This window comes from Mycobacteroides salmoniphilum, assembly GCF_004924335.1.
GTDB lineage: Bacteria > Actinomycetota > Actinomycetes > Mycobacteriales > Mycobacteriaceae > Mycobacterium > Mycobacterium salmoniphilum.
In genome coordinates, this window is record NZ_CP024633.1 from 138,758 (window position 1) to 159,492 (window position 20,735).

The window sequence follows — 20,735 nt, forward strand, 5'->3', positions numbered from 1 at the left end:
GCGGATCGGCACCGGAACCGACGCTTTCGATGGTAACCAGAGTTACTGGTGTGACTAGAGGGACGAAACCAAATCGTGAGCCAATCGCGACCGGATCCGTACCTGCGAACCCTTGTGGGCTTGTTCTGCGCGGGGCGGATGTCGCTGTCCGGGGCTCGTGGTGCCGGTCCAGTACCCTGACTGCACGTGACCGGAGAAAACCAACAGTTCGACCTGATCGTCGTCGGATCCGGGTTTTTCGGCCTCACCATCGCCGAGCGTGCGGCCACGCAACTGAACAAGCGGGTGCTCGTCGTCGAGAGGCGTCACCACATTGGGGGTAATGCCTACTCCGAGCCCGAGCCGCAGACCGGTATTGAGGTGCACAAGTACGGCGCCCACCTGTTCCATACCTCTAATAAGAGAGTCTGGGACTACGTGCGGCAGTTCACCGAGTTCACCGGGTACCAGCACCGCGTTTTCGCCATGCACAACGGGCAGTCCTATCAGTTCCCGTTGGGGTTGGGGCTGGTGTCGCAGTTCTTCGGCCGCTATTTCACCCCGGACGAGGCCCGCGCGCTCATCGCCGAGCAGGCCGCCGAGATCACCACCGAGGACGCCACCAACCTTGAGGAAAAGGCGATATCGCTGATCGGGCGCCCGCTGTACGAGGCGTTCGTCAAGGCGTACACCGCCAAACAGTGGCAGACCGACCCCAAGCTGCTGCCCGCCGGGAACATCACCCGACTGCCGGTGCGCTACACCTTCGACAACCGGTACTTCAACGACACGTACGAAGGCTTGCCGGTCGACGGATACACCGCGTGGCTGCAGAACATGGCCGCCGACGACCGGATCGAGGTGCGCCTGGATACCGACTGGTTCGCAGTCCAGGAAGACCTGCGCACGCAGTCGCCCAATGCGCCGGTTGTGTACACCGGGCCGTTGGATCGTTACTTCGACTACGCGGAGGGCCAGTTGGGTTGGCGCACTCTGGACTTCGAGGTCGAGGTGCTCGATACCGGTGATTTCCAGGGCACCCCGGTGATGAACTACAACGATGCCGACGTGCCCTACACCCGGATCCACGAGTTCCGTCACTTCCATCCGGAACGGGCCTACCCGACGGATAAGACCGTGATCATGCGGGAATTCTCGCGGTTCGCCGAGGGGAATGACGAGCCGTACTACCCGATCAATACCGAATCCGATCGGGCCATCCTGGCTGCCTACCGTGCCCGCGCGAAGCAGGAAACAGCTTCGGCCAAGGTGCTGTTCGGCGGCCGGCTGGGCACCTATCAGTATCTCGATATGCACATGGCGATTGCCAGTGCGCTGAGCATGTACGACAACGTGCTCGCGCCGCACCTGGCCGACGGTGCACCCCTGTCCGGAGGTGACGACAATGAGTGATATCCCATTCGGCCCCATCGATTCGGCTGAATCGCATGCGGTGAGCCTGCTGTCCCGGGTGATCCTGCCCCGGCCGGGTGAACCACTCGACGTGCGCAAGCTCTACATCGTCGAGTCCGACACCAATGCCAAGCGTGCACACGCGCCCACCCGCACCACGCTGGAGATCGGCGCGGAGTCCGAGGTGTCGTTCGCGACGTACTTCAACGCCTTCCCGGCGAGCTACTGGCGCCGCTGGTCGACGCTGGAAAACGTGGTGCTGCACATTGAGCTGAGTGGCGCCGGGCGCATCGACGTGTACCGGACCAAGGCCACTGGAGCGCGAATCACGGTGGGCGGCACCCAGTTCAGTGGCCAGAATGCCGTGATCGAGTTCGAAATCGGTCTGGACGCATTCGAGGATGGCGGCTGGATCTGGTTCGACATCACCTCCGATACCGAGGTCGCGCTGCACAACGCGGGCTGGTACGCGCCGAGTGCTGCGCCCGGCCGGGCCAGCATCACCGTGGGCATCCCCACCTTCAACCGTCCCGGAGACTGCGTGAACGCCCTCAAGGCGCTCACCTCGGACCCGCAGGTGGACAAGGTGATTACCGCCGTCATCGTCCCGGACCAGGGCACCAAGAAGGCCAAGGATCATCCCGAGTGGGCGGCTGCCGCGGGTCCGCTGGGGGACCGGCTCCGGGTGTTCGATCAGCCGAACCTGGGCGGTTCGGGTGGCTACAGCCGCGTCATGTACGAGGCGCTCGAGAACACCGACTGCGAGCACATTCTCTACATGGACGACGATATCCGGATCGAGCCGGATTCGATCCTGCGCGCCCTGGCGCTGAGCCGGTTTGCCAAGGCTCCCATGCTCGTCGGTGGCCAGATGCTCAACTTGCAGGAGCCCTCGCACCTGCATGTGATGGGCGAGATGGTCAACCGTGACAACTTCATGTGGACCAGTGCTCCGTTCGCCGAGTACGACCACGATTTCGCCGAGGAGCCGTTGTCGGAATCTCCGGACCTGCACCGGCGGATCGATGTTGACTACAACGGCTGGTGGATGTGCATGATCCCCCGCGTGGTCGCCGAGGAGTTGGGGCAGCCGCTGCCGCTGTTCATCAAATGGGATGACGCCGAGTATGGGATCCGCGCCAACGAACATGGTTACGGCACCGCGTCCATGCCGGGTACCGCGATCTGGCACATGGCGTGGAGCGACAAGGACGACGCCATCGACTGGCAGGCCTACTTCCACCTGCGTAACCGGCTGGTGGTCGCGGCTCTGCACTGGGACAACCCGATCCGCGGTCTGCTTGCCAGCTCGGTGAAGGCCACCCTCAAGCACCTGCTGTGCCTTGAGTACTCGACCGTGGCCATCCAGAACCGGGCCATCGACGACTTCCTGGCCGGCCCCGAGCACATCGCGTCGATCCTGGAGTCGGCGCTGCCCGATGTGCGCAAGATGCGCCAGGAGTTCCCGGACGCCGTGGTGCTCCCGACGGCCACCTCGCTGCCATCCCCGTCTGGACGCCGCAAGGTACACAAGCCGCCGGTCTCCTTGCCCGCCATCGGTTTCCGGCTCTCTCGCGGTGTGATGCACCAGCTGAAGAAGGAAGACCCCGCGCACCACGTGCGCCCGGAGCTGAATGTGGCAACCCAGGATGCTCGCTGGTTCCTGCTGTGCGGTGTCGATGGTGTCACCGTGACCACCGCCGACGGGCGGGGCGTGGTGTACCGCCAGCGTGACCGCGCCAAGATGTTCGGGCTGCTGCGCGCGTCGGCGCGCCGCCACCTGCAGCTGATGCGTAATTTCAACAAGATGCGCAAGACCTACCGCAACGCGCTGCCGACGTTGACCAGTAAAGAGCAGTGGGAGAGCATCCTTGGCATCGAGAAGGACAACACGGCACCTCAGTCGGTGAATCCCGGGGTGAGTGCATGACCGGTCTGCTGCCGGGCGAGGTGACCGCGCCCCAGGGTGAGACCGCGGTTCTGGTCGCCGTGCAGTCGGCTCTCGCCGGTCGGCCCGGGGTGCTCAGCACTGCGCGCGGGCTGTCCCATTTCGGTGAGCACAGCATCGGATGGGTGGCTGCGGCGCTGGTCGGCGCGGCCATCAACAAGAGCGACAAGCTCCGTCGGCGCAGCTGGTTGGCAGCGGGCGCCGGCGCCTTTGGCGCTCATGCCGCCTCGGTGATCATCAAACGTGTGGTGCGTCGCCGTCGCCCCAGCCATGAGGCGGTGCGGGTAAACGTCAGCACCCCGAGCCGGTTGAGCTTCCCCTCCTCGCATGCCACCTCCACCGCGGCGGCGGCGGTGCTGCTCGCGCCGCTGACGGGATGGCCCCTGCCCGCGCTGCTGATTCCGCCGATGGCATTGTCGCGGTTGGTTCTTGGCGTGCATTACCCCACAGATGTGGCCGCGGGCGCCGCGCTTGGCGCACTGATCGGCGCGGCCGTTCGTCGGGCGGACGCTCGCCTGGCGCTCAAGGAGGAACAGCGATGAGTGAGGCACCGACTCCTACGGCGGGCCTGCCCAAGAATCTCGTTTCGGGGATCGTCAAGGCGTTGCGCCCGCGCCAGTGGGTGAAGAACGTCCTGGTCTTCGCGGCGCCGTTGGCGGCGCTCGGCGATATTTCACCGCACGACTACCGGGGCATTTTCATCCGGGTCGCGATTGCCTTTGTTGCGTTCAGCATGGCGGCCTCGTCCATCTATCTGATCAACGACGCGCGCGATGTGGAGGCCGATCGGCAGCACCCCACCAAGCGATTCCGGCCGATCGCCGCGGGCGTGCTGCCGATACCCGCGGCGTATGGGCTTGCGGTCGTGCTGACTGCCGGGTCGTTGGGTATCGCATCGCGGGTCAGTATCAACCTGGTCATCGTGATAGCGATCTACATCGCCATCCAGCTGGCCTACTGTTTCGGTCTGAAGCACCAGCCGGTCATCGATATCTGCATCGTCTCGTCGGCGTATCTCATTCGGGCGATAGCCGGTGGTGTGGCCGCCGGGGTGTATCTGTCGCAGTGGTTCCTGCTGATCATGGCCTTCGGGTCGCTCATGATGACCGCCGGTAAGCGCTATGCCGAATTGCAGATCGTCGAGAAGACCGGTGCCAAGATCCGTAAGTCGCTCGAGGGATACACCTCGAGCTACCTGCGGTTCGTGTGGACGCTATCGGCTACCGCCATCGTGGTCTGCTACGGGCTGTGGGCCTTCGAACGTGACCACCGCGCCGGATCCTGGTTTGTGGCATCGATGATTCCGTTCACCGTCGCCATCCTGCGCTACGCGGTTGATGTCGACGGGGGCGAAGCAGGCGAGCCCGAGGAGATCGCTCTGGGGGACAGGGTGCTGCAGTTCCTGTTCGTCGCATGGATCGGATCACTCGGTGCGGCCTTCTACTTCTCCTGAACGGACCCGGGCGCTGGGCCCTAGCAATGGACTGACCCGCTTTACCGTGTGGGTCAGCGTCCTCACCGTGACCGTGCTGTTCGGTTGGGGTGCCTGGCAGCGGCGCTGGATAGCGGATGACGGCCTTATCGTGCTGCGTACCGTGCGAAATCTGCTGGCGGGCAACGGTCCTGTTTTCAATAAGGGAGAACGGGTGGAGGCCAACACCTCCACGGTGTGGACCTATCTGACGTATCTGGGCGGGTGGGCCGGCGGAGGCATACGCCTGGAATACGTGGCGTTGACCCTGTCGCTGGTGCTGAGCCTGGTCGGGGTCGCGCTCGCAATCTTCGGCACCGCCCGGCTGTACGCGCCGCTGCTTGCCGGGCGTGCCGCCGTCATGGTGCCTGCCGGAATGTTGGTGTATATCGCCATCCCTCCGGCCCGCGACTTCGCCACCTCTGGCCTTGAAAACGGTTTGGTGCTGGCGTATTTGGGCGGACTATGGCTCATGATGGTGATCTGGGCGCAGGCCGTGCGCATGCCGGTGACCCTCGATCGGCGCGGCGGCCCGCATCAGCCGGTGGACCCGCGGATCGTGCATGCCGCCCGCAAAGACCAGAAAGATGTTCTGAGCAAGCGGTTCACGCTAGGTCTGGCCTTTTTGGCCGGGTTGAGTGTGCTGATCCGCCCGGAGCTCGCGCTGATCGGCGGCGGCTTCCTGGTGATGATGCTGATCGCCGCGCGCGGATTCACCATCCGGGTGTACATCCTCGCGGCCGGTGGAGCGCTGCCGGTGCTGTACCAGATCTTCCGGATGGGCTATTACGGCCTGCTGGTGCCGAGTACGGCGATCGCCAAAGATGCGTCGGGCTCCAAATGGGGACAGGGCTTCGTCTACCTGCAGAACATGAACTCGCCGTATCTCATCTGGGTTCCGGCGGTGCTGCTCATCGCGCTCGGCGTGGCCGCCTTCCAGGCTCGCCGCGGTCAATGGTGGGTGCGTCAGGTGGCCGCCCCCGGGTACGGCTGGTTGGCACGCCTTGTCCAAAATCCCACCGCCGTAGTTGTTTTCATGCTCGCTAGCGGATTCTTCCAGGGGGTGTACTGGATCCGTCAGGGCGGGGACTTCATGCACGCGCGCGTGCTGTTGACCCCGGTGTTCTGCCTGCTGCTCCCGATCTCGGTGGTTCCGCTGGCGGCTCCGGACGGTGCGTCCTTCACGCCGCGGCGGGCCCGCCTGCTCACGGCGGCCACCATCGGCCTGTTCGCCGGTGTCGCCGGCTGGTCCGTGTGGGTGGCCAACTCCCCGGGAATGGGCGGGGACGGCACGAAGGTCGGCTATAGCGGCATCGTCGATGAGCGGCGCTTCTACGCGCAGGCGACCGGCGTCGCCCATCCATTGACCGCCGCGGACTATCTGAACTACCCGCGCATGCGTGCGGTGCTGGTGGCGATCGACAACACTCCGGATGGCGCGCTGCTGCTCCCCTCGGGGAACTACGACCAGTGGGATGTAGTGCCGGCCATTCCGCCACCACCTCCGATTCCGCACGGTTACCGCGGGCCGCATGCGGTGCTGTTCACCAACCTGGGCATGCTCGGTATGAACCTGGGCCTGGATGTGCGGATCGTGGACCAAATCGGCCTGGCCAATCCGTTGGCCGCGCACACCGCGCGCATCACCGACGGGCGCATCGGCCACGACAAGAACCTCTTCCCGGACTGGATGATCGCCGACGGCCCATGGCTCAAGCGCTACCCGTACATCCCCCGATACGTGGACCAGGACTGGGTGGCGGAGGCCGTGGAGGCGCTCAAATGCCCCCAGACAGATGCGATGTTGGGCTCGATACGTCGGCCGCTCTCACCTCGGCTTTTCGTGTCCAATCTGCTGCATTCCGCCGATTTCACCACCTACCGTATCGACCGTGTTCCGCGCTTTGAACTGGCCCGATGCGGTCTGCCGATGCCAAAGCTGGATACCCCCCAGTACACTGGGCTTCCGGCAACCGGTCCCTAGAGCGTTCCCGTCAGGGCTCTCCGAGCGACCATGCCCGCGGGTTTCCGTGTCCGAATCGAGATCCCAATTAGGTAACGCCGCGGCCCCGTCATGGCGATACGAAGACGACCGTGTCAGACACTTCAGGCGCAATGTTGCGTGACAGAAGTGACAGTTGTGACTCCCCCAATGAAACGGATGGACCCCAGATGAGCGTGCGCGTGAGAGCCCGCCGCGTGCTGACGGCCCTGTTAACGGCGGTTGTGATGCCCGCGGCGATGGCTGCCGGTGTAGCGATCAGTCCGGCCACCGCGCATGCCTTTTCGCGTGAGGGACTTCCGGTCGAGTACCTGGACGTCTACTCCAATTCGATGGGCCGCAATATCCGTGTCGAGTTCATGGGTGGGGGACCCAAGGCGGTCTACTTGCTTGACGGGCTTCGCGCTCAGGACGACTTCAACGGTTGGGATATCAACACCGCGGCATTCGAGTGGTTCTATCAGTCGGGAATTTCGGTGGTCATGCCCGTGGGCGGCCAGTCGAGTTTCTACAGCGACTGGTATTCGCCGTCTGCGCTCAACAAGCAGCCGTACACATACAAGTGGGAGACATTCCTCACGCAAGAGCTGCCCGTGTACCTCGCCACCAACAAGCAGATATCGGCCACGGGTAATGGTGTCGTGGGACTGTCCATGAGTGGCGGTGCGGCGCTGATCTTGGCCGCTTATCACCCCGCGCAGTTCAGATTCGCGGGCTCGCTCTCGGGATTCCTCAATCCCTCGACCATCTTTATGACCAATGCGATCCGGGTCGCGATGCTCGATGCCGGCAGCTACAGCGTCGACAACATGTGGGGTCCGCCGTGGGATCCGGCGTGGCGGCGCAATGACCCCACTGTGCAGGTCCAGGGGCTGGTTGCGGCCGGGACCCGCCTCTACATCTATTGCGCTCCTGGTGGCTCGACACCTATCGACGAAAACGGCGACGCGGGTGTCGCCCTGAGCGCGAGCAGCCTGGAATCGCTGGCTGTCAGCGGCAACAAGCGATTCCAGCAGGCGTATGCCGCCGCCGGCGGCAGCAACGCCACATTTGTCTTCCCCTCGTCCGGGAATCACTCCTGGCCGTATTGGGGACAGCAACTGCAGGCCCTCAAGGGTGATCTGATTGCCACGCTCAATGGCTAGGGTCTCGGGGCACCTTGAGAAGGTCTGCAGGCGCACATAGTGATGATGCTGACAGGTCCAGAGATGTGGTTGACTACCGCGCGAGCGTGCGCCGGGCGTCCATCAAATCCGTTGGCCTGCGCGTGGGAAATCGATTGATACAGATGGGAAAACGAAGTAAATGAAGCTCTTTTCGAAGATGCGTGGTGTTACCGCGCGTCGACTGGCTGTAGTGGCAACGGCCGCAGCCGTGCTGCCGGGTCTTGTCGGCGTTACCGGTGGCTCGGCGATTGCGGGCGCGTTCTCGCGTCCCGGGCTTCCGGTCGAGTACCTGCAGGTGCCGTCGGCGTCGATGGGCCGCGAAATCAAGGTTCAGTTCCAGCCCGGCGGTACCAAGGCCGTCTACCTGCTTGATGGTCTGCGCGCACGCGATGACTTCAGCGGCTGGGACATCGAGACCACCGCGTTCGAGGACTACTACCAGTCCGGTATCTCCATGGTCATGCCCGTCGGCGGTCAGTCCAGCTTCTACACGGACTGGTACAACCCGGCCAAGGGCAAGGACGGCGTGTGGACCTACAAGTGGGAAACCTTTACCACTCAGGAACTCCCGGCGTACCTGGCTGCCAATAAGGGCGTCTCGCAGACGGGTAACGCTGTCGTTGGTCTCTCGATGGGTGCCTCGGCTGCGCTGACGCTGTCGATCTACCACCCGCAGCTGTTCGTCTACGCGGGTGCGCTCTCGGGCTTCCTGAACCCGTCGGACATGAAGTTCCAGATCGGTATGGCCATGGGCGATGCCGGCGGCTTCAGCGCCTCCGACATGTGGGGCCCGGACAGCGATCCGGCCTGGCAGCGCAATGACCCGTTCTTGAACATCCAGAAGATCATCGACAACGGCACTCGCCTGTGGCTCTACTGCGGCACCGGCGACTCCACTGACCTGGACGCCAGCCGGAACGGCTTCGAGAACTTCACCGGTGGATTCCTGGAAGGTATGGCCATCGGTTCGAACAAGAAGTTCGTCGAGGCCTACACCGCAGCCGGTGGCAAGAATGCTCACGTCGAGTTTCCTCCGGGCGGTATCCACAACTGGACCTACTGGGGTCAGCAGTTGCGGGCCATGAAGTCTGACATGGTCGCCTACCTGCAGAGCCACTAGGTATTAGCAGTCAAAAGAGCGGTGGCCACCACGGTGGCCACCGCTCTTTTCATCTTTCGCCGGATTGTGTCTCAAGATCACATCAGTCCGGTTGCGGAGGGCCAACATCCGTGACGGGATGTGTTGACAGCCGTCCTGATGTGGTTGACTACCTCGGGGACCCCACAGGATGTCTGTCGGCCTGACATGTAACGCCGACTGAAGCAGACGGGATACTGAGGTAATGAAGCTCTTTACAAATATGCGTGGCGCAACTGTGCGTCGACTTGCGGCTGTGGCCGCTGCTACGGCCGTTCTACCAGGACTTATCGGCGTTGCCGGTGGTTCGGCGGTAGCGAATGCCTTCTCGCGTCCGGGTCTCCCGGTCGTGGACCTGCAGGTGCCGTCGGCCTCGATGGGTCACGACATCAAGATCCAGTTCCAGGGAGGCGGCTCCAAGGCCCTCTACCTGCTGGACGGTCTGCGTGCGCGCGATGACTTCAATGGCTGGGACATCGAGACCACGGCGTTCGAGGACTACTACCAGTCCGGCATCTCGGTCGTCATGCCGGTCGGCGGCCAGTCCAGCTGGTACACCGACTGGTACTCCCCCGCCAAGGGCAAGGATGGCGTCTTCACCTACAAGTGGGAGACCTTCCTGACCCAGGAGCTGCCCGCGTACCTGGCAGCCAACAACGGTGTGTCCCGGACCGGTAACGCGGTCGTTGGTCTGTCCATGGGTGGCGCGTCTGCCATCACGCTGGCCAACTACCACCCGCAGCAGTTCGTCTACGCCGGTGCGCTGTCCGGCTTCCTGCACCCCGCAGACATGAAGGGGCAGGTCGGTATGGCCATGGGCGACGCCGGTGGCTTCAGTGCACAGGACATGTGGGGCCCGGATAGCGACCCGGCCTGGGTTCGCAACGACCCGTTCCTGAACATCGACAAGACGGTGGCCAACGGCACCCGCTTGTGGATCTACTGCGGTAGCGGCGACGCCACCGACCTCGACGCCACGCGCAACGGCTTCGAGAACTTCACCGGTGGATTCCTGGAGGGCATGGCGATCGGCATCAACAAGCAGTACGTCGATGCCTACACCGCCGCCGGTGGCAAGAACGCCCACGTGGAGTTCCCCCCGGGTGGTCTGCACAACTGGACCTACTGGGGCAACCAGCTCAAGGCCATGAAGTCTGACATGGTCGCCTACCTGGGCAGCCACTGAGCATCACTGACAATCGCGAAAGCGGCGGCCACTTCGGTGGTCGCCGCTTTCGTCGTTTTCAGGTGATGACCGACGGCCACAATCACGTAACGAATTCTGTGCTGTGACGATCATTTGCGCAGGTGCAGGTGGCATCGGTTCGGTAGCCTCGCCCGGGGCTCCCGGTACCGTGGAGCAAGCTGCGAGACCGCACGTCACGAACGGCCAGGAGACATATGCCCAAGACCTCGAGTAGTAAACGACACCGGATTCTCGGTTTGGCCGCGGCGCTCGCCGTGGCTGTCGTCGTCATCCTGGTGATCGCGATCGTCGTGGTCATCGTGCGCAGGCCTGACGACGTCACGCCCCCCGCGGGTCAGGTGACGACGACGACACCGCCGCTGACACGCCCTGGCCAGAAGCCCCGGCCGGCTTTCCAGAGCGCCGACTGCCCCGATGTGCAGGCGCTCGTGATCCCGGGTACATGGGAGTCGTCGGTCACCGAGGATCCGCTCAACCCCGCGCAGTTCCCGCGCTCGCTGCTGTTGAACGTCTCGCGGCCGATCACCGAGAAGTTCGACAAGGCCCGGTTGGAGACGTGGACGGTGCCCTATACCGCCCAGTTCCACAACCCGTTTGCCAATGACAATCAGATGTCCTACAACGACAGCCGCAAGGAAGGCACCGACCGCGCGGTCAAGCAGCTCACCGAGATGTACGACCGGTGCCCGCTCACTAGCTACGTTCTCATTGGTTTCTCGCAAGGTGCGGTGATCGCCGGTGACCTCGCTAACCAGATCGGAAACGGCGAGGGACCTGTCGACCAGGACCTGGTACTCGGCGTGACATTGATCGCAGACGGCCGCCGCCAGGACGGGATTGGGCTGTCGCCCGGACCCAACCCGCCCGGCCAGGGCGCCGAGGTCACTCTGGGCGATCTGGGGGTGCTGGATTCGTTCGGACTGAAGATGTCGGGTCCACGTCCCGGCGGATTCGGCGAGCTCAGCGATCGCACCAACCAGATCTGTGGAACCGGGGATCTGATCTGCGCGGCGCCGCCGGACGCCTTCAACATCTCCAATCTGGGTAAGACGCTGGACATCCTGTCCGGCGGCGCGGGTGCGCCCGTGCACGCGCTGTACGCCACGCCGGAGTTCTGGCAGATCGATGGTCAGCCGGCAACGGTGTGGACCACCAACTGGGCCGAGGGGCTCATCGAGAAGGCGCCTCATCCGAAGCACGGATGAGAATGACCAGCTGTTCGGATGAGCGTCTGACAGGCCTCGATGTCATCTTGGCAACAGGGCGTCGAGATATTTGGCGGGCACGGTACGCTCGCCTAAGATTAAGAGAAAAATAAGACTGTAAGCCGTTCGCGGGGTCGCGGGATTTTGGCTGGCCGACGCCGACCGATAATCTCGTCGCGAATGGCCGCCTGAGCTGCCGTAGTACGCGATCGCCTCTCGGTACCATCATCGAGGATTTGACGTTCGCGATGACGCGTGCTCGCGAATGCCTCAGGCCCGCGAAACGCGCACCATGCGCCGTCAGAGGAGATAAGCACACATGGCGTTCGACAACCCGTTCCTCGACTCGGCGGGCCACATCAAGTTCCCAGAAGACGGGAGCATCGTTGGTCACGTCGAAGGTTGGGCGGAGTCGCAGGGCGACAGCCTGGCGTACCGGTTCCTCGACTTCTCCAAAGAGCGCGATGGCGCCTATATCGACATCACCTGGTCGGAGTTTGGCGCACGCAACCGCGCCGTCGCGGCCCGCCTGCAGCAGGTGACCAAGCCGGGCGACCGCGTCGCCATCCTGGCGCCGCAGAGCCTCGACTACCTGGTCGCGCACTTCGGTGCCCTTTATGCCGGCGCGATTTCGGTGCCGTTGTTCGATCCCAGCGAGGCCGGCCATGCGGGCCGCCTGCATGCGGTGCTCGACGACTGCCAGCCGTCCGCGGTGCTCACTACGACCGAATGCGCCGAGGGGGTGCGGAAGTTCTTCCGGAACCGTCCCCCCAAGGAGCGCCCCCGTGTGATCGCCGTCGATGCGATCCCTGCGGACGTCGGGCAGACCTGGGTCGAGCCGGTGGCCACCAAGGACACCATCGCCTACCTGCAGTACACCTCCGGTTCGACCCGTGCTCCGGCCGGCGTGCAGATCACCCACCTGTCGCTCGCCACCAACCTGCTACAGCTGGTTGACGCGTTGTCGCAGCAGGAAGGCAAGGACGGTCAGCCCGGTCACCGGGGGACCACCTGGCTGCCGTTCTTCCACGACATGGGCCTGATCACGGTGATGGTGCCGTCCATGATCGGTGAGCACATGACGGTGATGAGTCCGGCGGCGTTCATTCGCCGCCCGCTGCGCTGGCTGCGGGAAATGGCGGTCAAGGGTGACGACCGCTCGGGAACCTTCTCGGCGCTGCCCAACTTCGCCTTCGAGCATTGCGCGCTGCGCGGTCTGCCCAAGGAGGGCGAGCCGCCGCTGGACCTGTCGAACGTGTACTCGATCATCAACGGTTCCGAGCCGGTGTCGACGGCCTCGATCAAGAAGTTCTGCGACGCCTTCGAGCCCTATGGCTTTGACCCCCGGGCCATTCACCCGTCCTACGGCATGGCCGAGGCCACCCTGTTTGTCACCTCGACCATCTGGAATACGGATAGGGCGCGCGTGCTGCACGTAGATCGCACCGAGCTGAACGCCGGGCGCATCGTGGAGGTGGAGGCGGGCGCTGAAAACTCGCTGACCCAGGTGTCCAGCGGACGGATGGCCCGTGACGAGTGGGGCGTCATTGTGGACGGTGAGACCGCCTCCGAACTGCCCGACGGTCAGATCGGCGAGATCTGGTTACACGGCAACAACATTGGTTCCGGCTACTGGGGCCGCCCGGAGGAGACCCGCGAGGCCTTCCAGAACACCCTCAAGTCGCGAATCGCCGAATCACATGCCGAGGGTGTGGCAGACGACGCCATCTGGCTCAACACCGGTGACCTCGGAGTGTGGGTGGACGGCGAGCTGTACATCACCGGCCGCGTCAAGGACCTCATCATCGTGGACGGGCGTAACCACTACCCGCAGGATGTGGAGTACACCGCGCAGGAGGCCAACAAGGCGCTGCGTCCGGGATACGTCGCCGCGTTCTCGGTGCCGGCCAACCAGCTGCCGCAGGTAGTCTTCGACAACCCGCACGCCGGCTTGAAGTACGACCCGGAGGATTCCTCCGAGCAGTTGGTCGTCATCGGCGAGCGCAGCGTGGGCGCCCATAAGTCGGATAACCAGGCGGTGGGCGACGATGTGCGCGCCGCGGTCGCGGTGCGTCACGGTGTGACGGTGCGCGATGTGCTGCTGGTTCCGGCCGGCTCGATCGCGCGGACCTCCAGCGGCAAGATCGCTCGCCGGGCCGCACGGACCAGCTACCTGGATGGCAGCCTGCGCGGCGGCTACCAGCAGACCGCATTCCCCGACGACCGGCAGTAACCGTTACATACGGTCGTCCGTACGCGATACCCCGGAGAGGGCTCGAACATGACTGATACGCAACAGGATTCGACACCAGAGATCGAGACCGAGCCCGAGGCTCCAGAAGCATCGGTACCCACGAGCGGCGCCGAGCTGACCGTCACCGAGATGCGCGAGTGGCTGCGCAACTGGATTGCCCAGGCCACCGGGGTGAGCCCAGATCGCATCGACGAGTCGGCACCCATGGTTGAGATGGGTCTGTCCTCGCGTGACGCGGTGGCGATGGCGGCCGATATCGAAGACCTCACCGGGGTCACGCTGACGGCCACCGTGGCCTTCCAGCACCCCACCATCGAGTCACTGGCCACCCGCATCGTCGAGGGCGAGCCGGAGCTGCCGGACGCCGGGGACGAGGACTGGTCACGCGATCCCAAGGCCGCCACAGGCGAATTCGATATTGCGGTGATCGGCCTTGCCACCCGTCTGCCCGGTGATGTCAACACCCCGGCACAGCTGTGGGAGGCGCTGTTGGAGGGCCGCGACGCCATCACCGACCTGCCCGAGGGGCGCTGGGAAGAATTCACCAGTGAACCGCGAATCGCCGAGCGCGTCGCGCAGGCCGCCACCCGTGGCGGGTACCTCAAGGACATCAAGGGATTCGACGCCGAGTTCTTCACGCTCTCCAAGATGGAGGCCGACAATATCGATCCGCAGCAGCGGATGGCCCTCGAACTCACCTGGGAGGCGCTGGAGAACGCGCGCATCCCGGCATCGAGCCTCAAGGGAGACAGCGTCGGTGTCTACATCGGGAGCTCCAACAACGACTACGGCTACCTGTCGGTCGCCGACCCCACCGTCATGCACCCGTACGCCATCACCGGCAACGCGAGTTCCATTATCGCCAACCGCGTTTCGTACTTCTTTGACTTCCGCGGCCCCAGTGTCGCCGTCGATACCGCGTGTTCTTCCTCGCTGGTCGCGGTGCATCAGGGTGTGAAGGCACTACGTTCCGGCGAGGCCGATGTGGTGTTGGCGGGTGGCGTGAACGCGCTCATCACACCGCTCGTGACGGTCGGCTTCGACGAGGTCGGCGGTGTGCTGGCACCGGACGGCCGCATCAAGTCCTTCTCGCAGGATGCCAACGGTTACAGCCGTTCCGAGGGCGGCGGCATGTTGGTACTCAAGCGCCTCTCCGATGCGCGACGTGACGGTGACCCGATCATGGCGATCATCGCCGGGTCCGCGGTCAATCACGATGGCCGGTCCAATGGTCTGCTGGCGCCCAACCCCGACGCCCAGGCCGAGGTGCTGCGCAAGGCCTACAAGGACGCCGGTATCGATCCGCGCAGCGTCGATGTCATCGAGGCGCACGGCACCGGCACCATTCTCGGCGATCCGATTGAGGCCGATGGCCTGGGCCGGGTAGTGGGCCGCGGCCGTGACGCCGATAAGCCGGCACTGCTGGGCTCTGCCAAGTCGAACTTCGGGCACCTGGAGTCCGCGGCCGGCGCCGCGAGCCTGTCGAAGATCGTGCTGGCCTTGCAGAACAACAAGGTTCCGCCGTCGATCAACTACACCGGCCCCAACCCGTACATCGACTTCGACGCGATTCACCTGAAGGTCGTCGATCAGGTCTCCGATTGGCCGCGCTACAGCGGGCACGCCATCGCCGGTGTCTCCGGCTTCGGTTTCGGTGGCGCCAACGCCCACATCGTGGTGCGCGAGGTGCTGCCGATCGACCTCGTGGAACCCAGCGAGCCGTCCGACTCCGACGTGGACGACGCTTCCGATGCCGACGGCAAACACGCTGTGGCAGAGGCGGATACCGAAGTAGGAAATGTCGAATTCGTTGAGTCTCGGTTTGATGAGTACGGCGAGTTCATGGGCGGCTACACCGATGGGCCGCAGGAGCTGCCCGGACTGACCGACGAGGCAATACGTCTCAAGGAGGAGGCGCTGGCAGCGCTTTCCGCCGAAGAGCCGGTGACCCCCGTTGTCCCGCTCTTCATCTCGGGCTTCCTGTCCTCCCGTAAGAAGGCCGCCGCGGCCGCGCTGGCGGACTGGATGGAATCCGAAGAGGGACAGTCGTACTCGCTGGAGTCCATCGGGCGATCGCTGTCTCGGCGCAATCATGGGCGCTCGCGCGCCGTGGTGTTGGCCCACGATTTCGATGAGGCCATCAAGGGCCTGCGTGCCGTCGCCGAAGGCAAGCAGAAGCCGTACGTCTACTCCGTGGATGGTCCTGTCACCAGCGGTCCGGTGTGGGTGATGGCCGGTTTCGGTGCGCAGCATCGCAAGATGGGTAAGAGCCTGTACCTGCGCGATCCGATCTTCGCGGAGTGGATCGACAAGGTCGACGCGTACGTGCAGGACGAACGGGGTTACTCCGTTGTCGAGCTGATCCTCGACGATTCGCACGAGTACGGCATCGAAACCAGCAACATCGCCATCTTTGCGATCCAAATCGGTCTGGGCGAGGTGCTCAAGGCCCATGGCGCCAAACCCACCGCGGTGATCGGGCAGTCGCTGGGAGAGCCCGCGTCTGCCTATTTCGCCGGGGGGTTGTCGCTGGGTGATGCCACCCGCGTCATCTGCTCGCGCGCCCACCTGATGGGTGAGGGCGAGGCGATGCTGTTCGGTGATTACATCCGGCTGATGGCGTTGGTTGAGTACTCGGCGGACGAGCTCAGGACGGTGTTCGCCGATTTCCCCGACCTCGAGGTGTGCGTGTACGCCGCACCGTCACAGACCGTCATCGGCGGTCCGCCGGCGCAGGTCGACGCGATCGTCGCGCGCTGCGAGGCCGAGGGCAAGTTCGCCCGCAAGCTCCAGACCAAGGGCGCCGGCCATACCTCGCAGATGGATCCGCTGCTCGGCGAGTTCGCCGCCGAACTGCAGGGGATCGAGCCGATGACCCCCAAGATCGGGATCTTCTCGACGGTGAACGAGGGCACGTTCATCCGCCCAGGCGGTGAGCCGGTGCACGATGTCGACTATTGGAAGAAGGGGATGCGGCATTCGGTCTACTTCACCCATGGCACCCGTAACGCCGTGGATGCCGGATACACCACCTTCCTGGAGCTGGCACCGAATCCAGTGGCGCTCATGCAGGTTGGGCTCACCACCATGTCTTCGGGACTGCCTGACGCGCAGCTGATCGCGACTCTCGCCCGTAAAGAGGACGAGGTCGAGTCCATGGTCAAGACCATGGCGCAGCTTTATGTGTACGGCCATAGCCTGGATCCGCGGACGCTGTTCGGCGCGGCAACCAGGTCGGCGGATTACGCGCCGATTCCTCCGACAGAGTTCAAGCGCAAGGAACATTGGCTCCCCGCGCATTTCAGTGTTGATGGTGCGACCCGGATCCCCGGTACGCACGTATCGCTGCCCGATGGCAAGCATGTCTGGGAATGGAGCCTGGGCGACATCGCCACGGTCAATTTCCCCGAGTTAGTGAAAGCCGCTGCGGTAACGGTGCTTCCGGATGCTCAGCTCACCGCATCCGAGCAACGGGCGATCCCGGGCGAGGGTTCCACGCTGGTGACCACGCTGTCTCGGCACCCGGGTGGGGCCACCGTGCAGGTGCACGCGCGCATCGGCGAATCGTTCACTCTCGTCTACGACGCGGTGGTATCGCGTGCGGGTCAGGGCGGCGCACTGCCGTTCGCCACTGCCGCGGGTGTCGCCACCAACGGTTTGGCGACGGTGACGGCGGCCCCGGCGCAGGCGGTCGCGGCCGCGGAAGACGAGGTGCCCGACGAGATTCACGACAACCTGCTCTCCGGGGCGGGTGCGGGCGCGGACTTCAAGAAGTGGAGCAAGGAGTCCGGGGAACCGATCATCGAGCGGCTGGCCGCGATCGTGTCGTTGGCCATGGGCTACGAGCCCGAGGACGTGCCGCGCGAGGTGCCGTTGATCGAGCTGGGTCTGGATTCGTTGATGGCCGTGCGCATCAAGAACCGTGTCGAGTTCGACTTCGACCTGCCGCCCATTCAGCTGCAGGCCGTGCGCGATGCCAACCTGCTGGATGTTGAGCGGCTGGTTGTCTACGCGCTGGAGAACCCCGACGCCGTGCACGAGCTGCACGACTACCAACAGACCGATGAATTCAAGGAGGCCGGGCCGACCGGCGGAATGCTGTCCAAGGCCGATCTCGAGAAGGCACTGGAAGCCGTTCCGCAGGCCGCGGAGCCGGAACCCGTCGCCGCGAGTGCTCCCGCCGCGGAGCCAGCCGTCTCTGCGGAGACCTCTGAACTGGCCAAGGCTGCCGCCGTGATGAACCAGGAGGCCATCGCCGAGGCGCTGAATGCCGATGTGCCCCCGCGTGATGCGGCCGAACGCGTCGCCTTCGCGACGTGGGCCATTGTGACCGGTGAGTCGCCGGGCAGCATCTTCAACGCGCTGCCCAAGATCGACGACGCGACGGCCGAGAAACTCGCGGAGCGCCTTTCGCAGCGTGCCGACGGTGAGATCGGCGCCGAGGAGGTCAAGCTCGCGCCGACCATCGAGGCACTCGGTGAGGTTGTCCGCAGCCGATTGGAGGCCGGCAAGATCGACGGCTTCGTGCGGACCTTGCAGCCGAGGCGGGAGGGTTCGACCACGGTCCCTGTCTTCGTGTTCCATCCGGCGGGCGGGTCGACGGTTGTCTACGAGCCGCTGCTGAAGCGTCTGCCCGAGGACACGCCGATGTTCGGTTTCGAGCGGGTCGAGGGCACCATTGAGGAGCGGGCCGCCCAGTATGTGCCGAAGCTCCTGGAACTGAACGGTGGTGCACCCTTTATTTTGGCCGGGTGGTCACTCGGTGCGGTGCTGGCGTATGCGTGCGCGGTGGGCCTCAAGGAGGCCGGTGCCGAGGTCGCGTGGGTCGGCAATATCGATGGGGTACGCCCCGGAACGCCGATCCTGCAGACCACCGAAGAGAACCGCAAGCGCTGGGACCGGTACGCCAAGTTCGCGGAGAAGACGTTCAACGTGCAGATCCCGGCCATCCCGTACGAGCAGCTGGAGGAGCTCGACGACGAGGGCCAGGTGAGGTTCGTGCTGGAGGCGGTCAAGGCCAGCGGCGTACAGATTCCTGGTGGAATCATCGAGCACCAGCGCACGTCCTACCTCGATCAGCGGGCCATCGACACTTCAAACCCGGTGCCGTTCGACGGCCATATGACGCTGTACATGGCGGACCGCTACCACGACGACGCCATCACCTTCGAGCCCGCGTACGCGACTCGCCAGCCCGACGGTGGCTGGAGCGAGTTCGTCTCCGATCTCGAGGTGGTTCCGGTCGGTGGGGAGCACATCCAGATCATCGACGAACCGTTCATCGCTAAGGTCGGTGCTCATATGAGTCAGGCATTACGCGCCATCAACGCCAATGCGGGCCAGCAGGCTGAGAAAGGTTAGAACTGTGCCACCACACACAACCGCCGAGAAGGTCGCCGACCTGCGCGAGCGGATTGCCCGCACGCAGGAGCCGGGCGACCCCAAGGCCATCGCTAAGCGCGACGCCAAGGGCGTCCCGAGCGCGCGCGCCCGCATTCACGCGCTGCTCGACAAGGGCAGCTTCCTGGAGCTCGGCGCATTCGGGCGTACCCCGGGTGATCCGAATGCGCCGTACACCGACGGTGTGGTGACCGGACTGGGCCGCATCGACGATCGTCCCGTGGCGGTGTTCTCCCACGATCAGACGGTGTACCAGGGGAGCGTCGGCGAGATGTTCGGCCGCAAGGTCGCCAAGCTGATGGAATGGGCGGCCACCAACGGCTGCCCGGTGATCGGCATCAACGACTCGGCGGGGGCGCGCATTCAGGACACCGCCACGTCGCTGGCCTGGTACGCCGAGCTGGGCCGTCGTCACGAGATGCTGCGCGGCATGGTCCCGGAGATCTCGCTGATCTTCGGGAAGTGTGCCGGCGGTGCGGTGTACTCGCCGATCCAGACCGACCTCGTGGTCGCGGTGCGCGATCAGGGCTACATGTTCATCACCGGCCCCGACGTCATCAAGGACGTCACCGGCGAGGATGTCACGTTCGACGAACTTGGCGGCGCGGACGTACAGGCTCAGCGTGGCAACATCCACAAGGTGGTCGAGGACGAGGCGGCCGCGTACCAGTACGTGCGCGACTACCTGAGTTTCTTGCCTTCCAACACGTTTGACTATCCGCCCATCGTTAATCCGGGTCTGGAGCCCGAGATCACCGAGGACGATCTGTACCTCGACACGATCATCCCGGATGCCGATAACCAGGGCTACGACATGCACGAGGTCCTGCTGCGGATTTTCGACGACGGTGACGTCTTTGAAATCGCCGACCAGCGCAGCCCGTCCATGATCACCGCGTTCGCCCGTGTCGACGGTCGCCCGGTCGGCGTCATCGCCAACCAGCCGATGCACATGTCTGGCGCGGTGGGCAACGAGGCCTCGGACAAGGCGGCAGGCTTCATCCGGTTCTGTGACTCGTTCAATCTTCCCTTGGTATTCGTCGTCGACACCCCGGGCGCCATGCCGGGTGTGGAGGAGGAGACGAACGGCGTCATCAAGCGCGGCGGCAGGTTCTTCAATGCCGTGGTGGAGGCCGATGTGCCCAAGGTGACGATCATTACCCGCAAGGCCTACGGCGGCGGGTATGCGGTCATGGGCTCCAAGCAGCTCTCGGCCGACCTGAACTTCGCCTGGCCGACCGCACGTATCGCGGTGATCGGTGCCGAGGGTGCGGCGCAGCTGCTGGTCAAGCGATTCCCCGATCCGACCGCGCCAGAGGTGCAGAAGATTCGCGCCGACTTCATCGAGGGCTACAACGCCAACTTGGCCACCCCGTGGATCGCCGCCGAACGCGGCTACATCGATGGCGTGATCGAGCCGCATCAGACCCGGCTGCTATTGCGCCAGTCGCTGAAGCTGTTGCAGGACAAGCAGATCAGCCGAGTCCAGCGTAAGCACGGCCTCACCCCGATCTAACGATTCAGCACACGAAGGCCCCGGCACGCGTCGCGC

General features: G+C 64.4%; 12 protein-coding genes. All 12 read left to right on the forward strand.

Going from position 1 to position 20,735, the window contains the following annotated elements; all coding sequences use genetic code 11:
• The first annotated feature begins 186 nt into the window (after positions 1–186).
• The 12 genes from glf (at position 187) to DSM43276_RS00775 (ending at position 20,699) form a co-directional block, all read left to right on the forward strand.
• Entirely contained in the window at positions 187–1,392 is a 1,206-nt protein-coding gene (gene glf, locus DSM43276_RS00720) for a UDP-galactopyranose mutase (RefSeq protein WP_078330285.1), read from the forward strand.
• The gene (locus DSM43276_RS00725; protein ID WP_078330286.1) at positions 1,385–3,322 is read left to right on the forward strand and encodes a glycosyltransferase; all 1,938 of its coding nucleotides are present in this window, start codon (positions 1,385–1,387) and stop codon (positions 3,320–3,322) included. Before glf ends, DSM43276_RS00725 begins: the two co-directional genes overlap by 8 nt.
• The gene (locus DSM43276_RS00730; RefSeq protein ID WP_078330287.1) at positions 3,319–3,882 is read left to right on the forward strand and encodes a phosphatase PAP2 family protein; all 564 of its coding nucleotides are present in this window, start codon (positions 3,319–3,321) and stop codon (positions 3,880–3,882) included. The genes DSM43276_RS00725 and DSM43276_RS00730 overlap by 4 nt, the downstream gene beginning before the upstream one ends.
• Positions 3,879–4,793: a decaprenyl-phosphate phosphoribosyltransferase gene (locus tag DSM43276_RS00735; protein ID WP_078330288.1), complete on the forward strand. Its 915-nt coding sequence runs from the start codon at positions 3,879–3,881 to the stop codon at positions 4,791–4,793. Before DSM43276_RS00730 ends, DSM43276_RS00735 begins: the two co-directional genes overlap by 4 nt.
• Before the next feature lie 13 nt (positions 4,794–4,806).
• Complete coding sequence (gene aftB / locus DSM43276_RS00740) at positions 4,807–6,795, forward strand: terminal beta-(1->2)-arabinofuranosyltransferase (RefSeq protein ID WP_078330318.1); 1,989 nt, start codon at positions 4,807–4,809, stop codon at positions 6,793–6,795.
• 188 nt (positions 6,796–6,983) lie between these two features.
• Positions 6,984–7,958 carry an alpha/beta hydrolase gene (locus tag DSM43276_RS00745; RefSeq protein WP_078330289.1) on the forward strand — a complete coding sequence of 325 codons (975 nt, stop codon included), beginning with the start codon at positions 6,984–6,986 and terminating at the stop codon, positions 7,956–7,958.
• Between the two features lie 160 nt (positions 7,959–8,118).
• Complete coding sequence (locus DSM43276_RS00750; RefSeq protein WP_078324237.1) at positions 8,119–9,099, forward strand: esterase family protein; 981 nt, start codon at positions 8,119–8,121, stop codon at positions 9,097–9,099.
• 223 nt (positions 9,100–9,322) lie between these two features.
• Positions 9,323–10,303, forward strand: a complete 981-nt coding sequence (locus DSM43276_RS00755) for an alpha/beta hydrolase (protein WP_078324238.1) — start codon at positions 9,323–9,325, stop codon at positions 10,301–10,303.
• Between the two features lie 215 nt (positions 10,304–10,518).
• On the forward strand, positions 10,519–11,529 hold the full coding sequence (gene culp6, locus DSM43276_RS00760) for a carboxylesterase Culp6 (protein WP_078330290.1): 1,011 nt from the start codon (positions 10,519–10,521) through the stop codon (positions 11,527–11,529).
• A gap of 319 nt (positions 11,530–11,848) precedes the next feature.
• A complete protein-coding gene (gene fadD32 / locus DSM43276_RS00765; protein WP_078330291.1) occupies positions 11,849–13,762 on the forward strand; it encodes a long-chain-fatty-acid--AMP ligase FadD32 in 1,914 nt (637 codons plus the stop codon).
• A gap of 48 nt (positions 13,763–13,810) precedes the next feature.
• Entirely contained in the window at positions 13,811–19,144 is a 5,334-nt protein-coding gene (gene pks13 / locus DSM43276_RS00770) for a polyketide synthase Pks13 (RefSeq protein WP_078330292.1), read from the forward strand.
• 4 nt (positions 19,145–19,148) lie between these two features.
• Entirely contained in the window at positions 19,149–20,699 is a 1,551-nt protein-coding gene (locus DSM43276_RS00775) for an acyl-CoA carboxylase subunit beta (RefSeq protein WP_109556169.1), read from the forward strand.
• The last annotated feature ends 36 nt before the right edge of the window (positions 20,700–20,735 follow it).